Genomic DNA, 26,735 nt, shown 5'->3' on the forward strand with positions numbered 1-26,735 from the left:
CATGGGCGCCCCGGACCCCCGTTCGCTCGACGCCCTCGGCCTCGCCGAGGCGCCGCGCGACCATCCGCTCAGCTATCCGGGCGCGTGGCCCGAGGAGTCCGGACTCCTCGACGGGGACCGGCTGTTGCCCCTGCCCCGCCTGGTGTACGAGGACCGCGTTCCGGTCGTGGCCGTCGGCTCCAACGCCTGCCCCGGCCAACTCCGGCACAAGATGGCGGAGTCCGAGGTGTCCGGCACGATCCCGATGGTGAAGGCGCGGGTGGCCGGCATCGGCGTCGGCGTGTCCGCCCATGTGAGCCTCATGGGGTACGTGTCCGCGTCGCCGTTCCATGCACCGGGTGTGGTCAGCGAGTTGTTCGTCACCTGGCTCGACTCGGACCAGCTCGCCGTAGTCGACAGGAGCGAGGGAGTCTTCTCGGCGACCGGGGCGTACGACCGGGCCTGGCTTCCGTCGTCCGACGTCCGGATCGAGCTGGAGTCCGGTGAACTGCTGCCCGGTGCGCACGTCTACGTCAACCGGCGCGGGGTGCTTCAGGACGGTGCCGGGGTGCCCCGGGCGCACCCCGGCGAGCAGGCGCTGCTCGTCTCGCTCCTCGCGGCGTTCCCGCGGCTGCGGGAGCTGTTCGGGGACACGCCCGAGGAGTTCTGCGCCCGGGCGCGCTCCGACAGGGCGCGCTGCTCGCTCGGAACCCGGATGTTCGCCGAGGAGCGGCTCACCATGACTTCCGGCCTGGAGAGATACGTCTAGGGCCCGGCTTTCGGCTCACGCCGACTTCCGGCTGCGGCGCCTCACCACTGCCGGCGAGCGGGCTTGGTGCGCGCAGGTGCAAGGCGGAGCAGGGAGCCGACGCAATGGGGGCCCCGCGCGAGCCAAGCCGAGCGTGGGAGATTCGGCGAGTGACGACAACGCGGCAGATGTGCGTGCCGAGCCCCGCGGCCCAGGCGGGATCCGAAAGACAGGTCCCAGGTGGGTCACTCTCGAAGTGCGGGCCGCAGGGGCTTGGTCGCGCAGTTCGCCGCGCCCCCAAGGGCGCGCTCTACTTCCCGGAGATTGTCAGGTCCCCGCGCCTCGGTGCCGCGAAGCCCTCCAGGTCGGCCCGCGTCAGACTCGTGACCCTCGCGACCTCCGCGATGTCCAGGGCGCCGCAGTCCAGGCCGCGCAGGAGGTAGCCGCTGAGGGCCTTGGCGGTGGCGGGCTCGTCCATGACGTCGCCGCCGGCGTGGGCGGCGTAGCGGGCGAGGCGGGCGGCGGCCTGTTCGAAGCCCTCGCGGTAGAAGGCGAAGACGGCGGCGTAGCGGGTGGGGATGTGGCCGGGGTGCATGTCCCAGCCCTGGTAGTAGGCGCGGGCCAGGGCACGGCGGGTGAGGCCGTAGTGCAGCCGCCAGGCGTCGTGCACCTTCTCGGTCGGGCCGACCGGCAGGACGTTCGTGGAGCCGTCGGAGACACGTACGCCGGTGCCGGCGGCCGCGACCTGCATGATCGCCTTGGCGTGGTCGGCGGCGGGGTGGTCGCTGGCCTGGTAGGCGGCGGAGACGCCGAGGCAGGCGCTGTAGTCGAAGGTGCCGTAGTGCAGACCGGTTGCCCGGCCCTCGGCGGCCTGGATCATCCGGGCGACGGTCGCGGTGCCGTCGGTGGCGAGGATGGACTGGCTGGTCTCTATCTGGATCTCGAAGCCGATCCGGCCGGGCTCCAGGCCGCGTGCCTTCTCGAACTCCTCAAGGAGCCGGACCATCGCGGTGACCTGCTCCGCGTACGTCACCTTCGGCAGTGTCAGCACGAGCCCGTCGGGCAGGCCGCCGGCCTCCATCAGGCCGGTGAGGAAGATGTCGAGCGTGCGGATGCCCCGGTCGCGTACCGGCGCCTCCATGCACTTCATGCGGATGCCCATGTACGGGGCCGCCGTGCCGTTCTGGTACGCCTCGGCGATCAACCGGGCCGCGCGCGCTGCCGTCTCGTCCTCCTCGGCGTCCGGACGCGGTCCGTAGCCGTCCTCGAAGTCGACGCGCAGATCCTCGATGGGTTCGCGTACCAGCTTGGCCCGCACGCGGTCGTAGACGGGCTCGGCGAGCTCGTCGGTGAGGCCGAGGACGGCGGCGAAGGAAGCGGCGTCCGGGGCGTGCTCGTCTAGGGCGGCCAGGGCCTGGTCGCCCCAGGAGCGAATGGTGTCGGCGGCGAACACGTCACCAGGGACGTACACGGTGTGGACGGGCTGCCGGGTACCGGGGTCTCCTGGGTAGCGGCGCTCCAGTTCGGCGTCGACCGGGGCGAGGGAGGCGCTGATCTCCTCGCTGACGGCTCCCGCGAGGCTCGTCGCCACCTTCTCCTGCTGACCCTGACCCATCCCACACCCTCCACTTTTCCGCACTACGGAATCAACAATCCGTAGAATGAAGTTATCTGGGGATCTTCCTGCCGGTCAACACCCTCTTGGATGGCGGGACACTCCGATGCCCCGACCCGTTCACGCTTGTCTCTGTTCCTTCTTCCACACTGCGGTGCACACCCTTCATCCTGACTCGCGACCGAAGGAGCACGCGTGTCGAACTCCACCAGAGTGACCCGCCGCATGGGGCTCAGGACCGCGGCGGCAGCCGCGATCGCCATGCCCCTGCTCAGTACGGCGCAGGCCTCCGCCACCCGGCGCGGCGGCCGCCGCCTGGACGTCATGACCTTCAACCTCCGCTTCGCGAGCAGCGCCGAACCCAACAGCTGGAAGGTACGCCGCCCCGTCGTGCGCGAGCTGCTGCGCCGGGAGCGTCCGCATGTCTTAGGCACCCAGGAGGGTCTCTACCAGCAGGTCCGCGACGTCCGGTCCGATCTCGGACCGCACTACGACTGGATCGGCACCGGCCGCGGGGGCGGCAGCCGCGACGAGTTCGCGGCCGTCTTCTTCGACACCCGCCGCCTCGCACCCGTGGAGTACGACCACTTCTGGCTCTCCGACACCCCCGAGGTGATCGGTTCGAACACCTGGGGCGGCGTCTGCATCCGTATGGTCACCTGGGTCCGCTTCCGTGATCTGCGCGACGGGGAGCGGGAGTTCTACTTCCTCAACACCCACCTGGACAGCGCGAGCCAGAACGCACGAGCGCGGGGCGCCGCTCTGATCGGCGAGCGGATCGCCGGGCTCGACCGTTCCCTGCCGCTGCTCGCGACCGGCGACTTCAATGTGGCGGCCCACAGGAATGCGGTCTACGACACCATGCTGGGCGCCGGTCTCGTCGACACCTGGGACGCGGCGGCCGAGCGCGGCCCGCTCTACGCCACCTTCCACGGCTACAAGCCGCTGGTGCCCGACGGCGACCGGATCGACTGGATCCTCGCCACGCCGGGCGTGACCGCACACCGGGCGGCGATCAACACGTACTCCCTGAACGGCCAGTTCCCGAGCGACCATCTGCCCGTGCAGGCCTCACTGGCCCTGGGATGAGCCGAGGCCCCCGCGACCGCGACGGTCACAGGGGCCTCGTACCTCGGGGATGCTCAGCCCTTGCGGGACTTGATCTCCTCGGTCAGCTGCGGGACGACCTCGAAGAGGTCGCCGACCACGCCGTAGTCGACCAGGTCGAAGATCGGGGCCTCGGCGTCCTTGTTGATCGCCACGATCGTCTTCGAGGTCTGCATACCGGCGCGGTGCTGGATCGCCCCGGAGATGCCGGAGGCGATGTACAGCTGCGGCGAGACGGACTTACCGGTCTGGCCGACCTGGTTGGAGTGCGGGTACCAGCCGGCGTCGACCGCGGCGCGCGAGGCGCCCACGGCGGCACCGAGGGAGTCGGCCAACGCCTCGATGATCGAGAAGTTCTCGGCGCCGTTGACACCACGGCCGCCGGAGACCACGATCGCGGCCTCGGTCAGCTCGGGGCGACCGGTCGACTCGCGCGGGGTGCGCGCGGTCACCTTGGTGCCGGTGGCCTTCTCGGAGAAGGAGACCGCGAGGGCCTCGACGGCGCCGGCGGCCGGGGCGGCCTCCACGGGAGCCGAGTTCGGCTTGACCGTGATGACCGGGGTGCCCTTGGCGACACGGGACTTGGTGGTGAAGGAGGCGGCGAACGCGGACTGCGTGGCCACCGGGCCCTCGTCGCCGGCCTCCAGGTCGACGGCGTCGGTGATGATGCCGGAGCCGATACGGACCGCGAGGCGGGCCGCGATCTCCTTGCCCTCGGCGGAGGACGGGACCAGCACGGCGGCCGGGGAGACGGCCTCGTACGCGGCCTGCAGGGCGTCCACCTTCGGGACGACCAGGTAGTCGGCGTACTCGGCGGCGTCGTGCGTGAGGACCTTCACCGCGCCGTGCTCGGCGAGCGCTGCGGCGGTGTTCTCGGCGCCGGAGCCGAGGGCGACGGCGACGGGCTCGCCGATGCGACGGGCCAGCGTCAGCAGCTCGAGGGTGGGCTTGCGGACGGCACCGTCCACGTGGTCGACGTAGACGAGAACTTCAGCCATTACTACTCCTGGGCGAGAACCCCGAACTTCAGCCGGGGAAAGACTTGTTGACTACTAGGCTCCTGCGCGTGCCTTTCGGCGCCGGGCAGGGCTTGTCCGTCATGAGGCCGTCTCGACAGTCGAGTGAGAAGCCCCTTCGGGGGAGGAGTCACGGGAATGCTCTCCTGCGAGTGCGAGAGACACTCCGAGGGGCGCGGGTCGCGTTGCGACCGGCCCGCGCCGCCACTCCCCTAGATGAACTTCTGGCCCGCGAGGAACTCAGCGAGCTGCTTGCCGCCCTCGCCCTCGTCCTTGACGATCGTGCCGGCGGTGCGCGCCGGGCGCTGGGCCGCGGAGTCCACCTTGGTCCAGGCGCCCTCGAGACCGACCTCGTCCGCCTCGATCTCCAGGTCCTCCAGGTCCCAGGACTCCACCGGCTTCTTCTTGGCGGCCATGATGCCCTTGAAAGAGGGGTAACGCGCCTCACCCGACTGGTCGGTGACCGACACGACGGCCGGGAGGGAAGCCTCCAGCTGCTCCGAGGCGGAGTCGCCGTCACGGCGGCCCTTGACGACGCCGTCCTCGACGGAGACCTCGGAGAGCAGCGTGACCTGCGGGACGCCCAGGCGCTCGGCCAGCAGCGCGGGGACCACACCGGCGGTGCCGTCGGTCGAGGCCATGCCGGAGATGACCAGGTCGTAACCGGCCTTCTCGATCGCCTTCGCCAGCACCAGCGACGTACCGATGACGTCCGTGCCGTGCAGGTCGTCGTCCTCGACGTGGATGGCCTTGTCCGCACCCATGGAAAGCGCCTTGCGCAGCGCGTCCTTGGCGTCCTCGGGGCCGACGGTCAGCACGGTGATCTCGGCGTCGTCGGCGTCCTCGGCGATCTGCAGCGCCTGCTCCACCGCGTACTCGTCGAGCTCCGAGAGCAGACCGTCCACGTCGTCACGGTCGACGGTCAGGTCATCGGCGAAGTGCCGGTCGCCAGTGGCGTCGGGCACGTACTTCACAGTGACAACGATCCTCAAGCTCACGCCGGCTCTCCTACTGCATCGTCATTTCTGGGCTGCCTTCTTTCAGGCAGCATAGGCGCCTGAAGCGGCCGATCCCGGTCGGGGCGACCCGCGCTCCGAACGAAATATTACTCGTCAGTACACCCACTGAACGCCCACTAAGCAAGCGCTTTGAACTGTGACCTTGGCAACGCTGCGTAACCGACGAGTAGAACCGGTGGGTAGTACTGCCCAGTAGCTTCAGTCACGCAGGCCGTTGAAGCGCCCCTGGTGGTACAGAAGCGGTCGGCCCGCGCCCGAGGGGTCGCCCATGACGACCTCGGCGAGCACGATGCGGTGATCGCCCGCGGGCACGCGCGCGACGACCCTGCAGACGAGCCAGGCGAGCACGTCGTCGAGGACGGGAACTCCCTCGGGCCCCTTACGCCATCGGGTGGGCGCGCCGAAGCGGTCGGCCCTGCTCCTGGCGAAAGTGGCCGCCAGCTCCTGCTGGTGTTCGCCGAGCACGTGGACGCCGACATGGTCGGACTCGGAGATCGCCGGCCAGCTGGAGGCGCCGACACCGATGCCGAAGGAGATGACGGGGGGCTCGGCGGAGACCGAGGTGAGTGAGGTGGCGGTGAAGCCGACGGGGCCCCCGCCGCCGGGAGCCGTGATCACGGCGACACCGGCGGCGTGCCGCCGGAAGACGGAGCGCAGCAGGTCCGGAGAGGCGAGCTGGGGAGTGCCGAGGTCGGGCGAGGCCGTCATGGAGTTGTCCTTCTGGGTGGAATGACGAGCGGATCCGTGGCTGCTCAACAGCCCGGACACCGCGCACTCGCGGTGCGGGCCAGGTCCACGTGGACACGCTCGAAGAGAAGGAGTTCCGGGGGCATACGGTCAGGCTGACGATAGGTGGTGGGCGCAGTCAAGTGCGTCCCGGGATCTGGGAGATCCGTCACCAAGATCGCCACGGCCTCATACGGCCTCCCCCAACGCGGCGATCACATCCGCCTTGCGCGGCTGACCGGTGGCGCGCCGTACGACCCGGCCCTCCGCGTCGAGCACCAGCACGGTCGGGGTCTTCAAGATGTCGAGTGCGCGGACGAGTTCCAGACGGTCCTCGGCGTCGATCTCGATGTGGGTCACGCCCGGGACCATCTCGGCCACCTCGCCGAGGACCCTGCGGGTCGCCCGGCAGGGGGCACAGAAGGCGCTGGAGAACTGGACGAGCGTGGCCCGTTCGCCGAGCCCCTCCCCCAACTCCGCCGCGCCGAGCCGCTTTCCGCCGTCGCGCCCGCGCACTCTCACCCTCCCGCTCCGCCGCTGATGCAGCACTCCGTACGCGCTCGCCAAGGCGAGTACCACCACACACACCACAAGTCCGGTCATCGTCTGCACAAGCATTCACGAGACCGCAAAGATTCCCGACTCCACGGATCCCGACCCGTGCGGAATGCTTGATTCATGGACATTGATGTGAGGGGCCCGCGATTCGGCGCGGCCGTGACGGCCGTCGTACTGGCGGTCGTGCTGATCACCGGCAGCGCCTGGCTGCTGGCCTGGCAGGTGCTGGCGTTCGCGCTGGGCGCGGCGGGCGGGGTGGCGCGCTCTCCGTACGGCTGGCTGTTCCGCAAGGTCGTACGCCCTGGCCTCGGGACGCCGACCGAGTTCGAGGCGCCCGAACCGCCGCAGTTCGCGCAGGCGGTCGGACTCGTCTTCGCGGTGGTGGGACTCATCGGCTACACGGCGGGACCGCAGTGGCTGGCGCTCGCGGCGACCGGTTGCGCGCTCGCCGCGGCCTTCCTCAATGCGGCGTTCGGGTATTGCTTGGGATGCGAGTTGTACCTGGTCGTACGCCGCCTGACGGTACGTACGGAGTAAAGGTGGCTTAAAAGTCCGAGGTGGATCAAGTGAAGGACGTGACGAGGATCTCGCCGTTGTGCGGCACCAGGACTGGCCCCTCGTCCGTTCTTCGGGCACGATCTGCGCAATGCCGTAAACCTACGGCTGCGTAACTTTCCCGCCGGGAGACCCCTTCCCAGGCAGAGAGAAGGGTCCACCCCGTCCATGGCAGAGCTTGTCTACCGTCCCGTCGTCGGTCTCGCCCAAACGTTGTTCAAGGCCTGGGACCTCAAGATCGACTGCCAGGGATCGGAGAACATTCCGCGCTCGGGCGGCGCCGTGCTGGTGAGCAATCACATCAGCTATCTGGACTTCATCTTCGATGGTCTGGCCGCCCTGCCGCAGAAGCGTCTGGTGCGCTTCATGGCGAAGGAGTCGGTGTTCCGGCACAAGATCTCCGGTCCGCTGATGCGGGGCATGAAGCACATCCCCGTGGACCGCAAGCAGGGTGAGACGGCGTACCAGCACGCACTGGATTCGCTGCGCTCCGGCGAGATCGTCGGCGTCTTCCCCGAGGCGACCATCTCGCAGTCCTTCACCCTGAAGAGCTTCAAGTCGGGTGCCGCGCGCATGGCCCAGGAGGCCGGCGTCCCGCTGATCCCGATGGCCCTGTGGGGCACTCAGCGACTGTGGACCAAGGGCCACCCGCGCAACTTCAAGCGCAGCCACACCCCGATCACCATCCGGGTCGGCGAGCCGGTGGAAGCGCCGCAGGACCAGTACGCGGGCGCCATCACGCGGCGTCTGCGCGAGCGCGTCCAGGAGCTCCTGGAGGCCGCGCAGCGCGCCTATCCGGTACGGCCCAAGGGTCCGGACGACACCTGGTGGATGCCCGCCCACCTCGGCGGCACGGCGCCGACTCCCGAAGAGGTGAAGGCGGCCGAGGCCCGCTGAATCGTCACCTCCGGCGCGGCCGGGGCGCGCTGAATCGTCACTCCTGGGCGGCCGAGTGCCCGGCATGGTGACCATGGCGCGCGGCGCGCACTGAATCGTCGCTCCCGGGCGACGGGAGGCCACTGAGCCGGCTCCGGGGCGTGGACCTCGTTCACGCGCCCTGTGGGCGCGTGGGTCCTCGAGGCATCCCCGGGCTGCCTACTGGGGAGCGTGCACGGTGATCTGCGCCCCGGGGCTGAACTTCTCCAGCAGCTCGGCGAGTTCGGCGCCGGCGGCCTCGACGTCGGCCACCGGCATCGGCGCCAGGCTCTCCAGGAGGAAGATCGCCGAGACGGACTCCTCCGTGAGCCGGGTGCGCGGCCCCTGGCGCCAGTTCCAGCGTCGGCAGGTCACGCCCGCGTCGTCGCGCCACACCACCTCGCCCGCGTCGGGGTGCTCGACGGCCTCCTCGCCGCCCGCGACGGTCACGAAGCCCTCGTCTCCGGTGGCGCGCACGAGCCGCATCGTGCCCTGGATGTGGCCGGTGTCCTCACCGCCGACCGGGATCAGGTGGGCGACGCTGATCGCGTTGTAGAGGTCCACGAGGACATTGATCCGAGGCAGTCCGGCGTCCGAGAGGGCGCGCTTGGCCAGCGCCTCCGCCGAGTTGCGGGTACGCGACGGCTTGGAGCCGAACGCCGTGTACACCTCCCGCCAGGCCGCCATGTGCGGGTCCTCGTGCGGAGCTCGACCCTCCAGGCGTACGGCCAGTCGGCGCGCCGCGTCGTCGAGCAGCGCCGAAGTCCCCTCGGTGCTGGGCCCGTTGACCAGTCCGTACGCCTCGATGGCGACGTGGGTGAAGCCGGGCGCCAGGGCCCGCACCTCGTCGGACACGGTGAGCGTGAGATTCATCGTCTGCCTTGTCTGCCTTGGCTCAGAGTGCGGTGGGAAGCGTCCGCCCCAGGGAAGGCCGGTCCGGGGCCTCCTTGAGGGCGCGCAGAACGGCCGGATGAGGTTCAGCGTACAGTACCGGGTAGTCCACCTCACTGGACTCCCGGTCGGGAATCCAGGCCAGCCGCTCGCCGTCGAGCGAGAACTGCGCGTCGACGCCGGGCTTGTTCCCCCGGCAGTCCTGCCGATGCCAGGCCCCGTTGAACCGGACAGCCACCAGGCCGTGCACGGCATGCCCGCTCCCGTCGTCGTGCAGCAGCGACTGGTAGCACAGGGCGGTCGGGATGTCCTCCGCCCGCAGCAGCGCGGCCAGGGCGTGCGCCTTGGCGTGACAGATGCCGGTACGCCGCTCCAGGACATCGGAGGCGCGCCAGGTGACGCGCAGGTCACCGACGTCCTGTGAGTGCGGAATGGTGTCACGCGCGAACTCGTACGCGGCCTGCGCATAGGCATACGAGTCGGCGACACCCTTGGCGAGGCGTGCGGCCACCTCACGGACGACCGGATGGTGATGGTCAATGACCTCGTCGGCAGCCAAGTAGGCGGACAGGTCAGAGGTTTCCTGGATGAGCTCCATGCCCGCAGAGCATAGGAATACGGCCGACCGACAGTCAATGACTTTTCGACCGACCGTATATCTATGCATCCCTGCCCGGGCTAGTGGTGGGCCATCTCCTCCTTGAGAGCCGCCACGAACCCGTCGACATCGTCCTCGGTCGTGTCGAAGGAGCACATCCAGCGGACGTCGCCCGCGGACTCGTCCCAGAAGTAGAAGCGGTAGCGCTTCTGCAGGCGCTCACTCACGTCGTGCGGCAGCCGCGCGAAGACCGCGTTGGCCTGGACCGGGTAGAGGATCTCCACCCCGTGCACCGCGCGCACGCCCTCGGCCAGCCGCTGGGCCATCTCGTTCGAGTGCCGGGCGTTGCGCAGCCACAGGTCCTTGGAGAGCAGCGCCTCCAGCTGTACGGAGACGAAGCGCATCTTGGAGGCGAGCTGCATCGACAGCTTGCGCAGATGCTTCATATGGCTGACGGCGTCCTGGTTGAGCACGACGACGGCCTCGCCGAACAGCGCGCCGTTCTTCGTCCCGCCCAGCGACAGGATGTCGACGCCGACCGCGTTGGTGAACGTCCGCATCGGGACGTCAAGAGAGGCGGCCGCGTTGGATATCCGGGACCCGTCCAGGTGCACCTTCATGCCGTGCGCGTGGGCACGGTCGCAGATCGCGCGGATCTCGTCGGGCGTGTAGAGGGTGCCCAGCTCGGTGCTCTGGGTGATCGAGACGACCTGCGGCATCGCCCGGTGCTCGTCGTCCCAGCCGTACGCCTGCCGGTCGATCAGCTCGGGGGTGAGCTTTCCGTCGGGCGTGGGCACCGTCAGCAGCTTGAGGCCGCCCATGCGCTCGGGGGCGCCGCCCTCGTCGACGTTGATGTGCGCGCTCTCCGCACAGATCACCGCGCCCCAGCGGTCGGTGACCGCCTGGAGCGCGACCACGTTCGCGCCGGTGCCGTTGAAGACCGGGAAGGCCTCCGCGGTGGCACCGAAGTGACTGCGGATGATCCCCTGCAGGTTCTCCGTGTAATCGTCCTCGCCGTACGCGACCTGATGGCCGCCGTTGGCCAGCGCGAGGGCCGCCAGCACCTCCGGGTGGGCCCCCGCGTAGTTGTCGCTGGCGAAACCGCGGACGGCCGGGTCGTGGTGACGTCGGGCGTCGGTCTTGGGAGGGTTCACGGCGTCTCGGTGAGCCACAGACGGTTTCCGTTCACTTCTGCGGCGGACTTCTCCCAGACGCCGGCGATGGCCTCGGCCAGATCCTTGACGTCCGTGAAGCCCGCGAACTTCGCGTTCGGGCGCTCGGCGCGCATCGCGTCGTGCACCAGTGCCTTGACCACCAGGATCGCAGCCGCCGATGTCGGCCCCTCGGCACCCCCGGCCTTGCGGAAGAAGTCGGCCATGGCCAGCGTCCACGCCTCGGCGGCGGCCTTGGCGGCGGCGTAGGCGGCGTTACCCGCGGTGGGCTTGCTCGCGCCCGCCGCGCTGATCAGGAGGTACCGGCCGCGGTCGCTGCGCTGGAGCGCTTCGTGGAACGCGAGGGAGGTGTGCTGCACCGTGCGGATGAGCAGCAGCTCCAGGAAGTCCCAGTCGTCGAGGCTGGTCTTGGTGAACGTCTCACTGCCGCGCCAGCCACCGACGAGGTGGACCAGGCCGTCGACCCGGCCGAAGTCCTTCTCGATGCGGGTGGCCCAGTCGCGGGTCGAGTCCAGGTCGAGCAGGTCGACCGTGTCCCCGACGACGGTGGCGCCGCCGTGCCCGTAGCGGGCCGCGTCCACGGCCTCCGCGAGCCGCTCGGGGTCATTGTCCGAGCCGACGACGATCGCACCCGCGTCGGCAAGCCGGGCCAGCGTCGCGCGCCCGGCGGGTCCACCCGCGCCGGCCACCGCGATCACCGCACCGCTGAGAGCTCCGTTCCCCATCTTCTTCGCCTCCTGAGCGTCCTGGACGCGGGCGCTCACGCGGCGGCCCGCTCGGCGCTCGCCGCGGTGATGCCCTTGGTGGAGGCGATCACGTTCTTCAGCTTCTTGGAGAGCGCCTCATAGAACATGCTCAGCGGAAACTCGTCCGGAAGCACGTCGTCCACGAGCTTACGCGGCGGTTGGGTCAGGTCGAGAGCGTCCGGACCCTTGGCCCAGCGGGAGCCGGGGTGCGGGGCGAGGTAGGTGGAGACCAGCTCGTACGCCTTGAACCAGTGGACGAGCTTGGGGCGGTCGATGCCGGCCCGGTAGAGGTCCTCGATCTCGGCGCAGAGCTGGTTGGTGACCTGCGGGGCGCGCTGCCAGTCGATGTGCAGTTTGTTGTCGGTCCAACGGACGACGTCGTGCTTGTGCAGGTACGCGAAGAGCAGCTGACCGCCGAGGCCGTCGTAGTTGCGGACGCGCTCGCCGGTGACGGGAAAGCGGAACATCCGGTCGAAGAGCACCGCGTACTGCACGTCACGGCCCTGCGGGAAGCCGTCGGCCTCCAGCTTCACGGCCTCCTTGAAGGCGGTGAGGTCGCAGCGCAGCTCCTCCAGGCCGTACATCCAGAAGGGCTGGCGCTGCTTGATCATGAACGGGTCGAACGGCAGGTCGCCGCGGCTGTGGGTGCGGTCGTGGACCATGTCCCACAGCACGAAGGCCTGCTCGCAGCGCTCCTGGTCGTGGACCATGGCGGCGATGTCCTCGGGCAGCTCCAGGCCCAGGATGCCCACGGCCGCGTCGGTGACGGCGCGGAACCGGGCGGCCTCGCGGTCGCAGAAGATGCCGCCCCAGGAGAAGCGCTCGGGTGCCTCGCGCACGGCGATGGTCTCGGGGAAGAGAACGGCCGAATTCGTGTCGTAGCCGGCGGTGAAGTCCTCGAAACTGATGCCGCAGAAAAGCGGATTGTCGTAGCGCGTGCGCTCCAGTTCGGCCAGCCAGTCCGGCCACACCATGCGCAGGACGACCGCTTCGAAGTTGCGGTTCAGGTTGCCGTTCTGTGTGTACATCGGGAAGACGACCAGGTGCTGGAGACCGTCCTCGCGGTGCGCGGCGGGCTGGAAGGCCAGCAGCGAGTCGAGGAAGTCGGGCACCTGGAAGCCGCCGTCGGCCCAGCGCCGCAGATCCTTCACGACCGCCTCGTGATAGTCCGCGTCGTGCGGCAGCAGCGCGGCGAGCTGCTCGATGGCGCCTATGGCACGGCGTACGGCCAGATCGGCGTCGGACGCGTCAGGGGCACCTTCGGCCTGGAAGTCGATGGAGCCGTCCTTGGACTGCCAGGGCCGGATCTCCTCCACGGCATCCTTGAGCACGGGCCATGCCGGGTGCTCCACCACCCTGGCCACGGGAGGAACCCGCTCCTCCGTACCCATCTGCACAAGAATTTCCGTCATGTCCCATCCTCCACAGGAGAACCTCGCGTATGGACACCGTATGTAGCCGAGGTTCCTTCCCGCAAGTGGAGACTCTGGAGATTATCCTGTGCACCCCCCGCCTTCACCGCTCTTTTTCCTGTCGGACACCGCGAAGGCGATTACTTCCGCTACGCGTCGCTGGGCGGCGCGGGCATCCGCGAGAAGCTCGGGGAAGCCGAAGAATCCGTGGAACATGCCCGGATAATGATCTTCGGTGACCGATATGCCCGACTTACGCAGTTTTGCCGCGTACGCAAGACCTTCGGCGCGGAGGAGATCGAAGCCCGCGGTGACGATGTGGGCCGGCGGCAGGCCGTGCGGATCGGCCAGCAGAGGGGAGGCGTGCGGGTGCGACCGGTCGCCGTCGGGCCCGAAGTACTGCTCGACGAACCAGCGGCCGTGGGCCGGGGTGAGGAAGTACCCCGCACCGTCCGACCGGGAGGTGTCGTCCCGTGGCCGTACGTCGGTCGCGGGATAGATGAGCACCTGGAGGGCGAGCTCCGGTCCGCCCCGGTCGCGGGCGATCAGTGCGGCGACGGCCGCCAGGTTCCCGCCCGCGCTGTCGCCCGCGACCACCAACGCGCCCGGAGCCCCGCCCAGTTCCCCGACGTGCTCCGCGGCCCAGCACAGCGCGGCGTACGCGTCGTCGACGGCCGCGGGGAAGCGGGCCTGTGGCGCGAGCCGGTAGTCGACCGAGACGACGACCGCACCGGCGTCCCGGCACAGGGCGCGCGCGATGGGGTCGTGGGTGTCCAGGCCGCCGATGACCCATCCGCCGCCGTGGAAGAAGACGACCGCGGGGCGCGGCGCGGGTAGCCGGACCGGATCCAAATGCCGCTCCGGCGTCGGCTGCGGCTCCGACGTCCACCGCGGATTCGCCTCCTGCATCGCCTGCGGCCGCGGCTGCGGCCGATAGATCCGCACGGGGATCTCCGGCGCCCCCTTCGGCCCTGGTATCTCCCGGTTCTCGACCGAGCCCACGGTCGGGGGCTCGAAGGGCCACGCGGGCGCTGCGGCGAGGATGCGGCGGGCCTCGGCCGCGTCGGTGACGGTGCCCCCCAGATCCGGGAAGTGGACCCGGATGGCGTCGATGAGGGCGAGGACGTCGGGCGCCGGTTCGCTGGGCATCTTTGGCACCTCTCCACAGTGGTCGGAACTCACTTGCCGGGGCAGAGACATGACTAACCGTCAGTCCCGCAAGTGGCAAGGGCGGCGGCCGCCGGTCAACCGCCACGGGACTCGCCCACCCCGGAGTGACCCGTCCCGGCGGCCCGACGTGGATCTTCCCTGCCAGGCGCCGCCATTGCCCCGCGTACGAACGGGTACATCACACAGCGGGGCCATTAGGCTGCGGCCTTGCCGCGTGGGCGCCGCCGTCGGTTCCACGCGCGAGCCGAGCCGCCGTCGACGGAAGCGAGTCGAATCTTGAACTTCCTCACCATCGGTCATCGCGGAGTGATGGGTGTCGAACCCGAAAACACCCTCCGTTCCTTCATCGCCGCCCAGCATGCGGGCCTCGACCTGATCGAACTCGATCTGCATCTGAGCAAGGACGGCGCTCTCGTCGTCATGCACGACGCCGAAGTGGACCGCACGACCGACGGCTCGGGGCCGATCGCGGAGAAGACGCTCGCCGAGCTGCGCGCGCTGGACGCGGGACACGGTGAGCGCGTGCCCGTCTTCGAGGAGGTCCTGGACGCCGTCAGGACGCCGCTGCAGGCCGAGATCAAGGACCTTGCGGCGGCCAGGGCGCTGTCCGAGGTCATGCACCGGCGGGACCTGGTCGGGCGGGTCGAGGTGTCGTCGTTCCACGACGAGGCGATCGCGGAGATCGCCCGCCTCGTGCCGGGCGTCCGCACCGCGCTCATCGCGAGCCGCTATGGCATCGATGTCGTGGAGCGCGCCACGGAGGCCGGCGCCGAGACCGTCTGCCTCAACATCCGCCGGCTGACCCTGGAGATCGTCGAGGCCGCCCGCAAGGCCGACCTGCGGATCATCGGCTGGGTGGTGAACACCCAGGACCAGCTGCGGCTGGTGCGCGCCCTGGAGCTGGACGGCGCGACCACCGACTATCCCGAGATCAAGCGCACCGGCCGCTTCACCGCGTGAACGTCACGCCAGCGGCTTGACCAGCAGCTCGAACTGCAGGTCGTCGCGCTGCGGAATGCCGAAGCGCTCGTCGCCGTACGGGAAGGGCGTCATCTTTCCCGTACGGCGGTAGCCGCGCCGCTCGTACCAGGCGATGAGGTCCTCGCGTACGGAGATCACGGTCATGTGCATCTCCACGACACCCCAGGCATCCCGCGCATGCCGCTCCGCCTCCGCGAGGATCACCTTGCCGAGACCCTCACCCTGCAGCGCCGGGCTGACCGCGAACATGCCGAAGTAGGCGTGGTCGCCGCGGTGCTCGAGCTGGCAGCAGGCGACGACCGCGCCGTCCCGCTCCACCGTCAGCAGCCGGCTGTCGGGCGACTTGATGACGGCCAGTACGCCTTCGGGGTCGGTCCGCTGCCCTTGGAGGATGTCCGCCTCCGTGGTCCAGCCGGTCCGGCTGGAGTCTCCGCGGTACGCCGACTCGATCAACGCGACCAGAGCGTCCACATCGGCGTCGGTGGCGTCGCGGAAGGCCAGTCCGGTGGAAGCGGCGGTGTCCATGGAGCGTTTCTCCGTTCGGTGGCGCGGCTCGGGCACCGAAGAGCGTAACCCTCCCCTAGGCTCCGGCTGCATGGTGCATGTACTGAGCAGCCGGACCCTCCTGCGCCCCACCGACCCGGAGCGGTCCCGGACCTTCTACGGCGAGCAGCTGGGCCTCGCCGTCTACCGCGAGTTCGGCACGGGCCCCGAGCGCGGGACCGTGTACTTCCTCGGCGGCGGCTTCCTGGAGGTCGCGGGCCGCTCCGAGGCGCCGCCCTCCCCCGCGCTCAAGCTGTGGCTCCAGGTCGTGGACGTGACGGCGGCGCACGAGGAGCTGACGGCCGCCGGCGTCGAGGTACTGCGACCGCCGGTGCAGGAGCCGTGGGGGCTGATCGAGATGTGGATCGCGGACCCGGACGGGACCGAGATCGTGATCGTGGAGATCCCCCGGGAACATCCCCTGCGCTACCGCCCCTGAGGGCGCCGCCAAAAGTATTGAACTCTGTTCAGGAAAAGCTGAGCCTTGTTCAGGAATCGGCATTCGCCGGGATTATTGATCCGCAAACAAAATCCTTAACTCAACATCAACCTTACTGACGCGTATTCAGAAACAACCAAATCCAGCCCTTCCGCTGGAATTAACAATTCCACATCCAGTGGTGCATAGAATGGATCAACCATGGCCCGTCACGGGGCACCCGCGAGCTCCGGCAGGGACTTCGGAGCAGGGGAGGGCAAGTGGAGAAGCCGTTGCGCTTCAAGATTCTTGGTCCGCTGAGCGTGCTCGCGGACGATGGACAGGTGAAGGTGGGCGGGCCGCGCCACCGGACCATTTTGGCACTCTTGTTGCTGAATCCGGAGAGGACCGTATCGGTCGACAAGCTGGTCGACGCGGTCTGGGGAGACCAACCGCCCGCCACGGCACGTACACAGGTATCGATTTGCATAGCCGCGTTGCGCAAATCATTCAGGAAAGCTGGAATCGCCGAGGAAGTCATCGTCACGGCCCATCCGGGATATCTGCTGCGCGCCAGTGGACATCTGCTGGACAGCCTCGAATTCTCGGTGCTCGTCTCCAGCGCCGAGCGTGCCGTGCAGGAGAAGCGGCTGCCCGATGCCGCCCAGCACTACTCCGAGGCGCTGCGGCTCTGGCACGGTCCCGCGCTGGCGGGGGTGACCGGGGCGGCGGTCGAGGACGAGGCGCGGCGTCTGGAGGAGTTACGTCTCAACACGTATGACGACGCGATCGCCGTCGAGCTGGAACTCGGCCATCACCAGAGAATCATTCCGGAACTCGACGCCACGGTGCGCGCACACCCCATGCGTGAGCGCACCCGGCACCATCTGATCACCGCGCAGTACCGTTCCGGCCGCCGTGCCGAGGCCATGGAAACGTTCCGCCTCGGGCGCCGCCTGTTCATCAATGAGCTCGGCCTCGAACCGGGCCCGGCTCTACGCGAATTGCACGACGCGATCCTGCACGACGACGTGTCCTTGGCAGCGGGCGAGCGGGGGCCGTCCGCCGCGGAGCACGAACAGTCGCGGGATCTGGTGAGCAGGCCCTTCGAACTGCCGCCGGACGTACCGGGGTTCACCGGCCGCGTACGGGAAATGGCACTGTTGGACGCCCTGTTGGAGCGCACCGACGAGGTGCGCGGGCCGACGGCCGGGCTCATCACCGGGGTCGGCGGACTCGGCAAGACCTGCCTGGCCGTGCACTGGGCGCACCGCGTCGCCGAGCACTTCCCCGACGGACACCTCTTCGCCGACCTTCGTGGTTACGACGAGAATCACGAACCGGCCCCGGTCGGTGAAGTCCTCGGCCGGTTCCTGCGCTCGCTCGGCGTACCGGGTGACCGGATCCCGGTCGGTCTCGAGGAGCGGGCCTCGCTGTATCGCAGCATCCTCGCCGAGCGGCGGGTGCTCGTGGTGCTCGACAACGTGCATTCGTACCCGCACATCGTGCCGCTGTTGCCCAGCAGCCCGGGTTGCGGTGTGCTGATCACCAGCCGGGAGCAGCTCACCGAGCTGGTCGCCTGGCCGCCGCAGTGCCGGGTGCAGCTGGGCCGGCTGACCGGGCCCGAGGCGGTGGAGCTGCTCGGCCGCATCGTCGGTGAGCAGCGCGTCGCCGACGATCCCGCGTCCGTCGCCCGGGTCGCGGAACTGTGCGACCGGCTGCCGCTGGCCCTCAGGATCGCCGGAGCGCGACTCGCCGCCAAGCCGCACTGGACGGTGGCGCGGCTCGTCTCGCTGCTCAGCGACGAGCGCCGTCGGCTGGACGAGCTGAGCGAGGGCGAATCACAGGTCAGAGCGGGCTTCGCACTGAGCTATCGGTGCCTGAGCGACGAGGCGGCCCGGCTCTACCGGCTCCTCGGACTCCTGGAGGTACCGGACTTCGCGCCGTGGCTGGGCGCCGCGCTCGTCGACGCGGATCCCGCGACGGCGGAGCGGCTCCTGGAACAGCTGGTCGACGCCCAGTTCCTGGACGTGACCGGCGCCGACGCCCTGGGCCGGCCGCGCTACCGCTTCCAGAACCTGTTGCGGCTGTACGCCCACGAGCGCGCCCACGACGAGGAGCCCGAACAGGAGCGGCGGACCGCCCGCGAGCGGGTCTTCCGCAGCGCGCTGTCCCTGGCGGAACTGGCCCACCGGCGTTTCTACGGAGGTGACTTCAGCGTCCTGCACGGCACCACCGCGCGCCGCCCGCTGCCCGACGACGTGGCCGTCGATCTCGCGGCCCGGCCGCTCAAGTGGCTGGAGTCGGAGCGGCTCACCCTGTCCGCGGTGGTGGAGCAGGCGGCGGAGCTCGGCCTGGACGAACTGGCCTGGGATCTCACCATGTCCACGGTGGTGCTCTTCGAGACCCGTGACCACACCGACGACTGGCGTGCCTGCGCGGAGCGCGCCCTCGCCGCGACGCGGGCCGCCGGGAACGTCCGGGGGCAAGGCGCGATGCTGCACATCCTGGGCGCGCTGGAGATGCGGCTGCGCCGCTTCCCGGAGGCCGAGGAGTGCTTCGCCGCCGCGCTGGCGCTGCACACGCGGGCCGGGGAACGGCACGGGCGGGCGCTGGTGCTGCGCAGTATGGCGATGATCGACGAGATGCGCGGCGAGCTGACGAGAGCGATGCGCCGCAGTACCGAGGCACTCGAGGTCTTCCGCGAGGTGGGTGACCTCTCCTCGGAGGCCCATGTGCTCAACAACATGGCGCAGATCGAGCTGGACCGCGGTGATGTCGACCGCGCGGCCGAGCTGGGCCGGGAGTCCGTCCGGGTCGCCGAGGCCATCGGTGACGGCGGCTCGCGCAGTGTCGCGCTCGCCACCCATCGGCTGGGTCGGGTGCTGTTGGCTCAGGGCCGTTTCGCGCAGGCCGAGGAGGCCTTGCTGCGCATGGTGCGGATCGTGCAGGACAACGCCGACATGCTGGGTCTCGCGCACGGACTGCTGGCGCTCGGGGAGGTACGGCTCGGCGCGGGCCGCCCGGAGCAGGCCCGGGTGACGTTGACGCAGGCCCTCGACGCGGCGAACCAGGTCAGCAATCCGCTGGTGGAGGGGAAGATCAAGCTGGTGCTGGGCGAGGCCTGTGGGAAGTGCGGTCACCGTGCCCACGCGCTGGGGTATCTGACCGAGGCGCGGGACTGCTTCGCCCGTATCGATGTGAAGCACTGGCTGGAGCGGGTCGACCGTGCCCTCGACGCGCTGGGCTCCGACAGGGCTCCGGCGCTTCCGACGGCGCAGACGTCCACCGCGGGCGGGTCACCGGATCGTGCGAGCACGGCTCGGGCCGCGGCCGCGACCTCGGGGCGACGCCGCTGAGGGGACCGGCGGTAGGTCCGGCCGACGGCGGAGTGCGGGACGAAGGCGGATCGATAGTGGCCCGAAGCCGCATGTCTCTAGTTTCGATTGCGAACGAAGGGGGCGGCGCCGGGCGCTTTCCCCTCACCCGCACCCGCTACGGCAAGAGACTCGGGAGTCGCAATGCAGAACATCTGGAGCACGACGGCCAGGCAGATAGTCATGGTCTGGATCATCGCGCTCTGCGCGCTCGGCGCGGCAGGTTCCCTGGCCACCGCCTCCACCGGAGCCGGCCCGGCCAGCACGACGGTCGTCGGCCCCGACGAAGAGGACTGGCACTGAGATACCCGCCGTCGGCTGACCGGTCCGGCTCCGCAGCTGCGGAGCCGGACCTGCGTCGGCCCGATTCAGGCCGGATATCGAACCGTTGGCAACGCTGTCATCAGTGCGCGGCGGTGGACCGCTCCCGTTCGCGATGTGCACTCGCGAGGGATTCCGCGAAGAGAAGCACCAGTTCGTGGAAGCGGTACAGCGGCCGGCCGAGGCGGTCGACGCCACAGATGTCGAGCAGTGCCGCGTCCACCAGGTGCTCCAGGCTCTCCTCCGCCGCGGACTCGGGCTCGGCAAGATGCCGGGCAGCCCGCTGAGCGGGGAACGGCTCCGTGCCGATCCCCGCCAGGCGGACGAGCGTACGCCCGGCCTGTCTGGGCAGCTGCCGCAGCGACGGGAGCAGCGCCCGACGCAACTCCAGCCCTCCGTAGGAGAGTTCGCGCAACCGCTGCTCGGGGTCGGCGAGCCGGGACGCCAGCCAGGAGACCGGCCAGTGCGAGCGCGCGGCCAGTCGGCTGCCCGCGATGCGCACCGCGAGCGGCAGCCCTCCGCAGTGGGCGAGCACCTCGTTCGTGGCGTCGGGCTCGGCGAGCAGCCGCCGGCGCCCGACTCCGGCCGCCAGCAACTCGTACGAGTTCTCCCGCTCGAACGGGGTGAGAACGGTGGTCCGCGCCTGGGCCACCCGGGTCAGCCTCGCCCGTCCGGTGATGAGGACGGCGGCCGCGGCGGATCCCGGCAGCAGCAGGTCCAGCTCGCGGCTGTCGACGGCGCCGTCGAGGACCACGAGCAGCCGCCTGCCCGCCGTGCGGGTGCGGTAGCGGCGGATCAGTTCGTCGAGGTCGGCGGTGCGCCTCGTGCCGTCCACCGGTGCGCCCAGGGCGCGCAGCAGTACCGTCAGGACCTCGCCCAGCTTCTTGGGGCGGCCGTCCGGGTGGGCCAGTTCGGCGAAGAGCTGGCCGTCGGGGAAGTGCGCGGCACTGCGGTGCGCGGCCCGTACCGCGAGGGCGGTCTTGCCGACTCCCGCCATACCGGTCACCAGCAGGGCGCGGGGCCCGCCGCCCTTGCGTGATTCGGCCAACTGACCGCACAGCGCGGCCAGTTCCTCCTCACGCCCGATGAAGTCCTCGATATCCGGAGGCAGCGTCTCCGGACGCGGCTCGTAGGGGTCGCGCGGATCGCCGTCGCCGTACGACGCGGAGACCACCGTACGGGCCGGGGCTCCCTTCTTGGCGCCGAGGCTGCCCACGAGGACGGCCTGGTAGGTGGCGCCGAGGGCTTCGCCGGGCTCGATGCCCAGCTGCTCGTCGAGCACTTTGCGGCCCTCGTGATACGTGTGCAGCGCGTCGGCCTGCTGGCCGCAGCGGTAGAAGGCCGTCATGAGCTGGGCGCGCAGCTTCTCGCGCAGCGGGAACTCGGCTACCAGACCGGTCAGTTCGGCGGTCAGCTGCTCGTGCCGGCCCAGCTCGAGGTCTGCCTCCACCCGGCTTTCCAGGGCGTGCAGCCGCAGCTCTTCGAGGCGGGCCAGCTCGGCGCCCGCCAGATACTCCGTCACATTGCCGAGCGCGGCACCCCGCCACAGGCCGAGCGCCCGGCTGAGTCGGCTGCTGGCCTCCAGATGGCGCCCGCGGCCCAGCGCCGTGCGCCCCTCGCGGTCCAGCTGCTCGAACTCCAGGAGGTCGACCGTGCTGTGCGGCGCCCGCAGGACGTAACCCGGCGGCCGCCGGTCGATCTCGACTTCGTCGCCCAGCAGTTTGCGCAGGCGCGACATGTAAGTGTAGATCTGCGCTCCGGCCGTGGCGGGCGGCTCCCACCCCCACAGCATGGAGCTCAATCGTTCGTCGGACACGACACGCCCCCGGGCGAGCAGCAGGCTCGCGAGGACCGTGTGCACCTTGGATCCGGACAGTGCGATTCTTTCGCCACCCTTGCGGGCTTCCACCGGGCCGAGGACTTGGAAGTCCATTCGGCACCCCCCGTTCTGACATCTGCGGAACTTGGCTCGGTGGAGAAACTATGAAGGACCGTTATTCCTGCGTTATCCGTTGCCTTCTTTGGCCGGTCGGTGCCTTGCGCTAGGCGGAAATGATCCTTCCGAGCGCTGCGGCGACGGCCCGGTGGAGCGCCTTGCCGTTGTCCGAATTCGTCATCACCACACAACCAGCGCCCGACCGCAGCCGCACCGAGGTGAGGGCGCGGAAGCCGGCGGTCTGTCCGCCGTGGCCGAACTCGGGCTCCCCCGGCGTGCCGTCCACCACCGTGCCCAGACCGTAGAAACTGCCGGGAAACGCCTCCGTGAGCATGACGCCCGCAAGCCGCGCGGACAACAGTTCGGACAGGCCCTGGTGGGCGCGGCGCAGCGCCCCGGCGAAGACGGCCAGGTCGGCGGGCGTGGACCACAGACCGCTGCCCGCCCGCACCGGACGTACCCGGTGGCCGCCGGACAGTTCGCGTCCGTGCTGGTCGTGTCCGGCGGCGGCGTCGGGTGCGCCGGGTGCCCCGAAGCCGCTGTCCCGCATGCCCAGCGGCTCGAACACCAGCTCCTGGACGGCCTTGTCGAAGTCCTGCCCCGTGAGGTCGGTCAGGAGCTGTTCCACGACCGCCCACTGGGCGCCGTCCTTGCGGAACAGGGAGCCCGGCTCGTGTTCCGCCCGGATCTCGTCCAGGATGCCGGAGAGGTCCGGCATGACTTCGTCGGGATGCCACCAGGTGGCCTGAGTGCCCGCGAGACCCGAGGTGTTGGTCAGGCACTGGCGCAGCGTGACGGGCCGTCCGCCGGCCGCCCTGGGCAGCGTACGGCCGATGAGGAGGCCGTCCAGGTCCGCGTCGAGGTCGAGGACGCCGCGGTCGACGAGCCGCAGTGCGGCGTACGCCGTGAGGTGCTTGCTGATCGAGCCTGCCTGGAACCGGGTGCGCAGGGTCACCGGCGCGCCCGTCTCGGCGGAGCGGACACCGTGGGCGTGCACGCCGACGGGTTCGCCGTCCCGCAGGAGGGCGATGGCGGCGCCCGGAATCCGGTGCTCCGCCATCACCCGGTCGATTTCGGCCGGGGAGAGGGGGTCGGTGGCGACTGTTGTCATCGTCGTCGTCTTTCCCGTGGGTGTGGTCGTTCCCGTTGCGTCGAGGGCCCTCGCGAGGTCCTCGATCGTGCCGTTGTCCAGGAGCATGCGCAGGGTGATGCCAAGGCCGGCGCGGCGAGCCGCCGCGAGGACGTGGACGATCCGCATGGAGTCGGCCCCGAGATCGGCCAGCCGGTCCCGGACGCCCACGTCCGGGACGCCCAGCACCTCGGTACAGACGTCCGCCAGGAGCTGTTCGGTCGGTGTGCGGGGCGCCACATACGCCCGGTCGGCGATCAACGCGGACCGACCGGGGGCGGGGAGGGCCTTACGGTCGATCTTTCCGGCCGCACTGAGCGGCAGTTCGTCGAGCAGGACGAAGGCGGCGGGCACCATGTACGCGGGCAGTTCCGCCGCGAGGCCGGCGCGCAAGGCCTCCTGGTCCGGGCCCGAAGCGCGGTCCACCGCGACGTACGCGGCGAGCCACTTCTCCCCTCCGGCGTCCTCGAGGACCACGACGACGGCGTCCCGCACCCCCTCCCGGCTCAGCAACCGCTCCTCGATCTCGCCCAGTTCGATGCGATAACCGCGGATCTTGACCTGGTGGTCCTCGCGGCCCAGGTACTCCAGTTCACCGTCCGCGCGGTAGCGGGCAAGGTCGCCGGTCCGGTACATGCGAGAGCCGGGCGCCCCGCCGAACGGCTCGGGCAGGAACCGATCCGCCGTGAGCGCGGGGCGCCCCACATAGCCGCGGGCCACACCGGCGCCGCCCAGATACAGTTCGCCGACCACACCCACGGGGACGGGCTGCAGCGCCGGATCGAGCACATAGGCCCGCAGGTTGTGGATCGGCCGACCGATCGGCACGGTCTCCACGTCGGCCTCGACCTCCCAGCCGGTGGCCCAGATGGTCGTCTCCGTCGGCCCGTACAGGTCGACGAGCCGGTCCACGTGTCCGTGCAACTCCCGGGCGAGGGGCGGCGGACATGCCTCGCCGGTGGTGATCGCGGTGACCGGGCGGTGCTCGAACCCCGCCGCCCGCAGCAGCTTCCACCCGGCCGGGGTGGCCTGGACATGGGTGACGCCACGGCCGTCGACCAGCCCCAGCAGGGCCCCGGAATCACCCGTCTGCTCGTCACCGGCGAGCACGACCCTGCCACCGGTGACCAGCGGCAGGTACAGCTCTGCGGCAGAGATGTCGAACGACAGCGAGGTGGCCGCCAACCAAGTGTGGTCGGGCCCGGCCCCGAACCGCTCCCGCATCGAGAACAGCAGGTTCAGCAGCGAGCGGTGCGCGATCTGGACACCCTTGGGGCGGCCGGTGGAGCCGGAGGTGAAGAGGGTGTACGCGAGACTGTGCTGCAGCCCGTCCGGCGCACCGAGGTCCGGCGCGGAGTCGGGCTGCCGAGCGATCGCGTCCCGCTCGCGTTCCACGTCGAGGAGTACGCCGTCGTAGTCGCCCTGGCGTTGCCCACGCGGACGTTCGCCGTCGGCACCGCCCCCTATCCGGTCCGCCAGCTCCGTCTCCGTCACCACCAGCCGGGCGCCCGCCGTGCTCAGCATGTAGCCGAGCCGTTCGCGCGGCAGCGCCGGGTCCAGTGGAAGGTGGGAGCCGCCGGCCTTCCAGATGCCGAGCATCACGGGCAGCAGGCCGCGGCGGCGGCGCAGCAGCACGCCGACCACCGACTCGGGTCCGACGCCCGCGGCACGCAGCCGGTGCGCGACGCGGTTGGCCTGCCGGTCGAGTTCGCCGTACGTCAGTGACCCGTCCTCCGCCTCGACGGCCACGGCGTCCGGACGGGCGGCAGCGGTGTCCGCGAACACCTCGTGGACGCGGCGCGGTCCTTGTCGGGGTCGGCTCGTTCCCGGTCGGGGATTGCTCATTCCCACTCCACCTCGGTGTCGTTCCAGTCCTGGAGGATCTGCGTGCGCTCCGCCTCCGTGACGACCGTCGCCTGCGCGTCGCCGTCCGGGCCCGCGGCCATGGCTTCCAGCACGGCCCGGTACAGTCCGGCGAGCCGCTCGGCGTTGGCCCGGCTCAGTCCGGTGCTGATCGCGCGCAGCACGAGCCGTCCCGGCACATTGGCGAGGGACAGCGTGAACTCGTTCGAGCTGTCGCCCGCCCCCGCCTGTACGTCGACCGTGCCGGTATCGACCTGGTGGAAGTCCTGGTAGCGGAACATGACGTCGAACAGCCGGCGGCCGCCCGCGAGCCGCTGCACGGCGGGCAGCGGATGGCGCCGGTGCCCGTACACCTCTGCCTCGCGGTCGAAGACCTGTCGGACGAGTTCGCCCCAGGTGCGGGCGCCCCGCCGATGGGCGAACGGCAGCGTGTTGAGGTACATGCCGTACACCCGCTCGACGCCCGGCACCTCGGGCCGCGCGCTGTACAAGACGCCCGTGTGGAAGGCCTCTTCATGGGTGAGGGTGCTCAGCACCTTCAGATGCGCGGCCAACAGCACCGCCTTGAAGGAGGTTCCGGTCTCGGCGGCCAGCGCTCGCAGCGCGGGTTCGATGTCGCGGAACTCCACCGACAGCTTGAAGTCCTCACGGGGTGATCCCGGCCCGGTACCCCAGTCCGACGGCAGGCCCCAGGGAGCGTGTTGCTCGACGATCCGCCGCCAGTACGCGCGGTCCTTCTCGGAGTCGAGCGAGGCGAGTTCGGCCGCGATGAAGTCCGCGTATCGCACGGGCGCGGGCTCCGGCGTCTCGGGCTCCTCCCCCGCCGCCCAGGCGTGGTAGAGCCCCAGCACCTCCATCAGCAGGGACTGTTGACTCCAGCCCTCGGTGATGGCGTGGCAGTGCGTGAATCCGAGGTGCCAGGCCTCGTCCGACTCGACGAGCGCGGAGATCCGCAGCAGCGGTGCCTGCTTGAGATCGAACAGGTCGCCGCGCTCGCGTGCGATGTGGGCCCGCCGCGCCTCCTCGAACTCCTCGGCGGAGCTGCCCCGCAGATCCCGCACGACGACGGGGGCGTCGGCCGTCGCGTGCACGAGCTGCAGCGGCACCTCGTAGTCCTCCAGCTCGATGGAGGTACGCAGCATCTCGTGTCGCTCCACGACCGTGCGCGCGGCACGGGCCAACGCGTCCTGGTCGAAGGGCCGGCCGTCCTTGATCCGGAACGTCGACGTGTTGTGGTACTTGTTCAGGCCGTCGTCGGCCAGCATTTCGAGCACCATGCCGAGCTGGACCTGCGAGAGGGGGTACGCGTCGACGACGTCCTCGGGCAGCGAGTCCCGGACATGTGCCGAGACCAGCGCGAAGGGTGCCACGGCTGTAGGTACCGACCGGTCCACCTCTTCCGTGCCGCCGTCGGTGCCGAGCGCCGCCGCGAGTCCTGCCACGGTCCGGTGGCGGAACACATCACTGACCGCTGCCTCGAAGCCTTCGGCGCGCAGGGCACCGACCAGGGCGATCGCCTTGATGGAGTGGCCGCCGAGATCGAAGAAGTTGTCCTCGACGCCGACCTTGTCCAGACCCAGCACCTGGCCCCAGATCCCGGCGATCTTCTCCTCCGTCTCGGAGCGGGGCGCGATGTATGTGTCCGCAGTCGTGGCCTCCGCGTCCGGCAGGGCACGCCGGTCCAGCTTGCCGTTCGCCGTCAGCGGGATCCTGTCTAGCTCGATGAAGAGGGAAGGGACCATGTACTCGGGAAGCGTGCCGTTCAGCCACTCCCCCAGGGCGTCCGGGTCCCCACCGACGACGTAGGCGACCAGTCGCTGGTCGTCGGTGACGGTCACGGCCGCTTCGGAGACCTTCGGGTGGGCGATCAACGCGGCCCGGATCTCACCGAGTTCGATGCGGTAGCCGCGCACCTTCACCTGGTCGTCGATACGGCCCAG

General features: G+C 70.1%; 23 protein-coding genes. 8 read left to right on the forward strand and 15 right to left on the reverse strand.

What is annotated here, in order from left to right; all coding sequences use genetic code 11:
• Position 1 precedes the first annotated feature (1 nt).
• Positions 2-748, forward strand: coding sequence for a hypothetical protein (locus ACIBK0_RS33975; RefSeq protein ID WP_399088330.1), 747 nt, complete (start codon positions 2-4; stop codon positions 746-748).
• Between the two features lie 289 nt (positions 749-1,037).
• On the opposite strand, the gene ACIBK0_RS33980 is transcribed toward ACIBK0_RS33975, so the two are convergent.
• Positions 1,038-2,342 (reverse strand): DUF6986 family protein, encoded by a 1,305-nt coding sequence (locus tag ACIBK0_RS33980; RefSeq protein ID WP_399088332.1) that lies wholly within the window; start codon positions 2,340-2,342, stop codon positions 1,038-1,040.
• Between the two features lie 195 nt (positions 2,343-2,537).
• On the opposite strand from ACIBK0_RS33980, the gene ACIBK0_RS33985 reads away from it, so the two are divergent.
• On the forward strand, positions 2,538-3,431 hold the full coding sequence (locus ACIBK0_RS33985) for an endonuclease/exonuclease/phosphatase family protein (protein ID WP_399088334.1): 894 nt from the start codon (positions 2,538-2,540) through the stop codon (positions 3,429-3,431).
• A 53-nt stretch (positions 3,432-3,484) separates the two neighbouring features.
• Here the strand turns inward: ACIBK0_RS33985 and ACIBK0_RS33990 are convergent, their stop codons facing one another.
• The 4 genes from ACIBK0_RS33990 to ACIBK0_RS34005 all read right to left on the reverse strand — a co-directional run bounded on the left by ACIBK0_RS33990 (position 3,485) and on the right by ACIBK0_RS34005 (position 6,813).
• Positions 3,485-4,447 (reverse strand): electron transfer flavoprotein subunit alpha/FixB family protein, encoded by a 963-nt coding sequence (locus ACIBK0_RS33990; RefSeq protein ID WP_189184090.1) that lies wholly within the window; start codon positions 4,445-4,447, stop codon positions 3,485-3,487.
• A 230-nt stretch (positions 4,448-4,677) separates the two neighbouring features.
• Positions 4,678-5,463 carry an electron transfer flavoprotein subunit beta/FixA family protein gene (locus tag ACIBK0_RS33995; RefSeq protein ID WP_189184091.1) on the reverse strand — a complete coding sequence of 262 codons (786 nt, stop codon included), beginning with the start codon at positions 5,461-5,463 and terminating at the stop codon, positions 4,678-4,680.
• A gap of 219 nt (positions 5,464-5,682) precedes the next feature.
• Positions 5,683-6,192, reverse strand: coding sequence for a flavin reductase family protein (locus ACIBK0_RS34000; RefSeq protein WP_399088337.1), 510 nt, complete (start codon positions 6,190-6,192; stop codon positions 5,683-5,685).
• A 207-nt stretch (positions 6,193-6,399) separates the two neighbouring features.
• On the reverse strand, positions 6,400-6,813 hold the full coding sequence (locus ACIBK0_RS34005) for a TlpA family protein disulfide reductase (protein WP_399088382.1): 414 nt from the start codon (positions 6,811-6,813) through the stop codon (positions 6,400-6,402).
• 75 nt (positions 6,814-6,888) lie between these two features.
• Here ACIBK0_RS34005 and ACIBK0_RS34010 point away from each other — a divergent pair, with 75 nt between their 5' ends.
• Positions 6,889-7,305, forward strand: coding sequence for a DUF4395 domain-containing protein (locus ACIBK0_RS34010; protein ID WP_399088339.1), 417 nt, complete (start codon positions 6,889-6,891; stop codon positions 7,303-7,305).
• Positions 7,306-7,491: 186 nt separating this feature from the next.
• Complete coding sequence (locus ACIBK0_RS34015) at positions 7,492-8,220, forward strand: lysophospholipid acyltransferase family protein (RefSeq protein WP_399088341.1); 729 nt, start codon at positions 7,492-7,494, stop codon at positions 8,218-8,220.
• Positions 8,221-8,418: 198 nt separating this feature from the next.
• Here the strand turns inward: ACIBK0_RS34015 and ACIBK0_RS34020 are convergent, their stop codons facing one another.
• The 6 genes from ACIBK0_RS34020 to ACIBK0_RS34045 form a co-directional block, all read right to left on the reverse strand.
• Entirely contained in the window at positions 8,419-9,111 is a 693-nt protein-coding gene (locus ACIBK0_RS34020; RefSeq protein ID WP_399088343.1) for a B3/4 domain-containing protein, read from the reverse strand.
• Positions 9,112-9,133: 22 nt separating this feature from the next.
• Positions 9,134-9,727 (reverse strand): transglutaminase domain-containing protein, encoded by a 594-nt coding sequence (locus tag ACIBK0_RS34025; protein ID WP_399088345.1) that lies wholly within the window; start codon positions 9,725-9,727, stop codon positions 9,134-9,136.
• Between the two features lie 80 nt (positions 9,728-9,807).
• The gene (locus ACIBK0_RS34030) at positions 9,808-10,881 is read right to left on the reverse strand and encodes a threonine aldolase family protein (protein ID WP_399088347.1); all 1,074 of its coding nucleotides are present in this window, start codon (positions 10,879-10,881) and stop codon (positions 9,808-9,810) included.
• The gene (locus ACIBK0_RS34035) at positions 10,878-11,624 is read right to left on the reverse strand and encodes an SDR family NAD(P)-dependent oxidoreductase (protein WP_189184614.1); all 747 of its coding nucleotides are present in this window, start codon (positions 11,622-11,624) and stop codon (positions 10,878-10,880) included. Before ACIBK0_RS34035 ends, ACIBK0_RS34030 begins: the two co-directional genes overlap by 4 nt.
• 35 nt (positions 11,625-11,659) lie before the next feature.
• On the reverse strand, positions 11,660-13,057 hold the full coding sequence (locus ACIBK0_RS34040) for a DUF6421 family protein (RefSeq protein ID WP_399088350.1): 1,398 nt from the start codon (positions 13,055-13,057) through the stop codon (positions 11,660-11,662).
• Positions 13,058-13,138: 81 nt separating this feature from the next.
• Positions 13,139-14,206 carry an alpha/beta hydrolase gene (locus ACIBK0_RS34045; protein WP_399088352.1) on the reverse strand — a complete coding sequence of 356 codons (1,068 nt, stop codon included), beginning with the start codon at positions 14,204-14,206 and terminating at the stop codon, positions 13,139-13,141.
• A 297-nt stretch (positions 14,207-14,503) separates the two neighbouring features.
• Here ACIBK0_RS34045 and ACIBK0_RS34050 point away from each other — a divergent pair, with 297 nt between their 5' ends.
• Positions 14,504-15,187, forward strand: coding sequence for a glycerophosphodiester phosphodiesterase (locus ACIBK0_RS34050; RefSeq protein ID WP_399088354.1), 684 nt, complete (start codon positions 14,504-14,506; stop codon positions 15,185-15,187).
• Positions 15,188-15,190: 3 nt separating this feature from the next.
• Here ACIBK0_RS34050 and ACIBK0_RS34055 read toward each other — a convergent pair whose 3' ends face one another.
• Complete coding sequence (locus ACIBK0_RS34055) at positions 15,191-15,733, reverse strand: GNAT family N-acetyltransferase (protein WP_399088356.1); 543 nt, start codon at positions 15,731-15,733, stop codon at positions 15,191-15,193.
• A gap of 70 nt (positions 15,734-15,803) precedes the next feature.
• Between ACIBK0_RS34055 and ACIBK0_RS34060 the strand changes: the two genes are divergently transcribed.
• The 3 genes from ACIBK0_RS34060 to ACIBK0_RS34070 all read left to right on the forward strand — a co-directional run bounded on the left by ACIBK0_RS34060 (position 15,804) and on the right by ACIBK0_RS34070 (position 19,849).
• On the forward strand, positions 15,804-16,190 hold the full coding sequence (locus ACIBK0_RS34060) for a VOC family protein (RefSeq protein WP_399088358.1): 387 nt from the start codon (positions 15,804-15,806) through the stop codon (positions 16,188-16,190).
• A 329-nt stretch (positions 16,191-16,519) separates the two neighbouring features.
• Positions 16,520-19,528: a BTAD domain-containing putative transcriptional regulator gene (locus tag ACIBK0_RS34065; RefSeq protein ID WP_399088384.1), complete on the forward strand. Its 3,009-nt coding sequence runs from the start codon at positions 16,520-16,522 to the stop codon at positions 19,526-19,528.
• A 162-nt stretch (positions 19,529-19,690) separates the two neighbouring features.
• Positions 19,691-19,849, forward strand: a complete 159-nt coding sequence (locus tag ACIBK0_RS34070; protein WP_399088360.1) for a hypothetical protein — start codon at positions 19,691-19,693, stop codon at positions 19,847-19,849.
• Positions 19,850-19,949: 100 nt separating this feature from the next.
• Here ACIBK0_RS34070 and ACIBK0_RS34075 read toward each other — a convergent pair whose 3' ends face one another.
• From ACIBK0_RS34075 to ACIBK0_RS34085, 3 genes are all read right to left on the reverse strand, one after another.
• The gene (locus ACIBK0_RS34075) at positions 19,950-21,800 is read right to left on the reverse strand and encodes a BTAD domain-containing putative transcriptional regulator (protein ID WP_399088362.1); all 1,851 of its coding nucleotides are present in this window, start codon (positions 21,798-21,800) and stop codon (positions 19,950-19,952) included.
• Between the two features lie 109 nt (positions 21,801-21,909).
• Positions 21,910-24,777: an amino acid adenylation domain-containing protein gene (locus tag ACIBK0_RS34080; protein ID WP_399088364.1), complete on the reverse strand. Its 2,868-nt coding sequence runs from the start codon at positions 24,775-24,777 to the stop codon at positions 21,910-21,912.
• A partial coding sequence (locus tag ACIBK0_RS34085; RefSeq protein ID WP_399088366.1) for a condensation domain-containing protein occupies positions 24,774-26,735 on the reverse strand: 1,962 nt, incomplete at its 5' end. The genes ACIBK0_RS34085 and ACIBK0_RS34080, both read right to left, overlap by 4 nt.

The organism is Streptomyces sp. NPDC050564 (assembly GCF_044457265.1).
Classification (GTDB): Bacteria; Actinomycetota; Actinomycetes; order Streptomycetales; family Streptomycetaceae; genus Streptomyces.

Bases quoted from the DNA above. Each gene is read 5' to 3' on its own strand.
- ACIBK0_RS34075 (WP_399088362.1), bottom strand. From the start codon at position 21,800: ATGGACTTCCAAGTCCTCGGCCCGGTGGAAGCCCGCAAGGGTGGCGAA.
- ACIBK0_RS34045 (WP_399088352.1), bottom strand. From the start codon at position 14,206: ATGCCCAGCGAACCGGCGCCCGACGTCCTCGCCCTCATCGACGCCATC.
- ACIBK0_RS34000 (WP_399088337.1), bottom strand. From the start codon at position 6,192: ATGACGGCCTCGCCCGACCTCGGCACTCCCCAGCTCGCCTCTCCGGAC.
- ACIBK0_RS34040 (WP_399088350.1), bottom strand. From the start codon at position 13,057: ATGACGGAAATTCTTGTGCAGATGGGTACGGAGGAGCGGGTTCCTCCC.
- ACIBK0_RS34035 (WP_189184614.1), bottom strand. From the start codon at position 11,624: ATGGGGAACGGAGCTCTCAGCGGTGCGGTGATCGCGGTGGCCGGCGCG.
- ACIBK0_RS34020 (WP_399088343.1), bottom strand. From the start codon at position 9,111: ATGAATCTCACGCTCACCGTGTCCGACGAGGTGCGGGCCCTGGCGCCC.
- ACIBK0_RS34070 (WP_399088360.1), top strand. From the start codon at position 19,691: ATGCAGAACATCTGGAGCACGACGGCCAGGCAGATAGTCATGGTCTGG.
- ACIBK0_RS34060 (WP_399088358.1), top strand. From the start codon at position 15,804: ATGGTGCATGTACTGAGCAGCCGGACCCTCCTGCGCCCCACCGACCCG.
- ACIBK0_RS34010 (WP_399088339.1), top strand. From the start codon at position 6,889: ATGGACATTGATGTGAGGGGCCCGCGATTCGGCGCGGCCGTGACGGCC.
- ACIBK0_RS33990 (WP_189184090.1), bottom strand. From the start codon at position 4,447: ATGGCTGAAGTTCTCGTCTACGTCGACCACGTGGACGGTGCCGTCCGC.
- ACIBK0_RS33980 (WP_399088332.1), bottom strand. From the start codon at position 2,342: ATGGGTCAGGGTCAGCAGGAGAAGGTGGCGACGAGCCTCGCGGGAGCC.
- ACIBK0_RS34080 (WP_399088364.1), bottom strand. From the start codon at position 24,777: ATGAGCAATCCCCGACCGGGAACGAGCCGACCCCGACAAGGACCGCGC.
- ACIBK0_RS34025 (WP_399088345.1), bottom strand. From the start codon at position 9,727: ATGGAGCTCATCCAGGAAACCTCTGACCTGTCCGCCTACTTGGCTGCC.
- ACIBK0_RS34055 (WP_399088356.1), bottom strand. From the start codon at position 15,733: ATGGACACCGCCGCTTCCACCGGACTGGCCTTCCGCGACGCCACCGAC.
- ACIBK0_RS34005 (WP_399088382.1), bottom strand. From the start codon at position 6,813: ATGACCGGACTTGTGGTGTGTGTGGTGGTACTCGCCTTGGCGAGCGCG.
- ACIBK0_RS34015 (WP_399088341.1), top strand. From the start codon at position 7,492: ATGGCAGAGCTTGTCTACCGTCCCGTCGTCGGTCTCGCCCAAACGTTG.
- ACIBK0_RS33975 (WP_399088330.1), top strand. From the start codon at position 2: ATGGGCGCCCCGGACCCCCGTTCGCTCGACGCCCTCGGCCTCGCCGAG.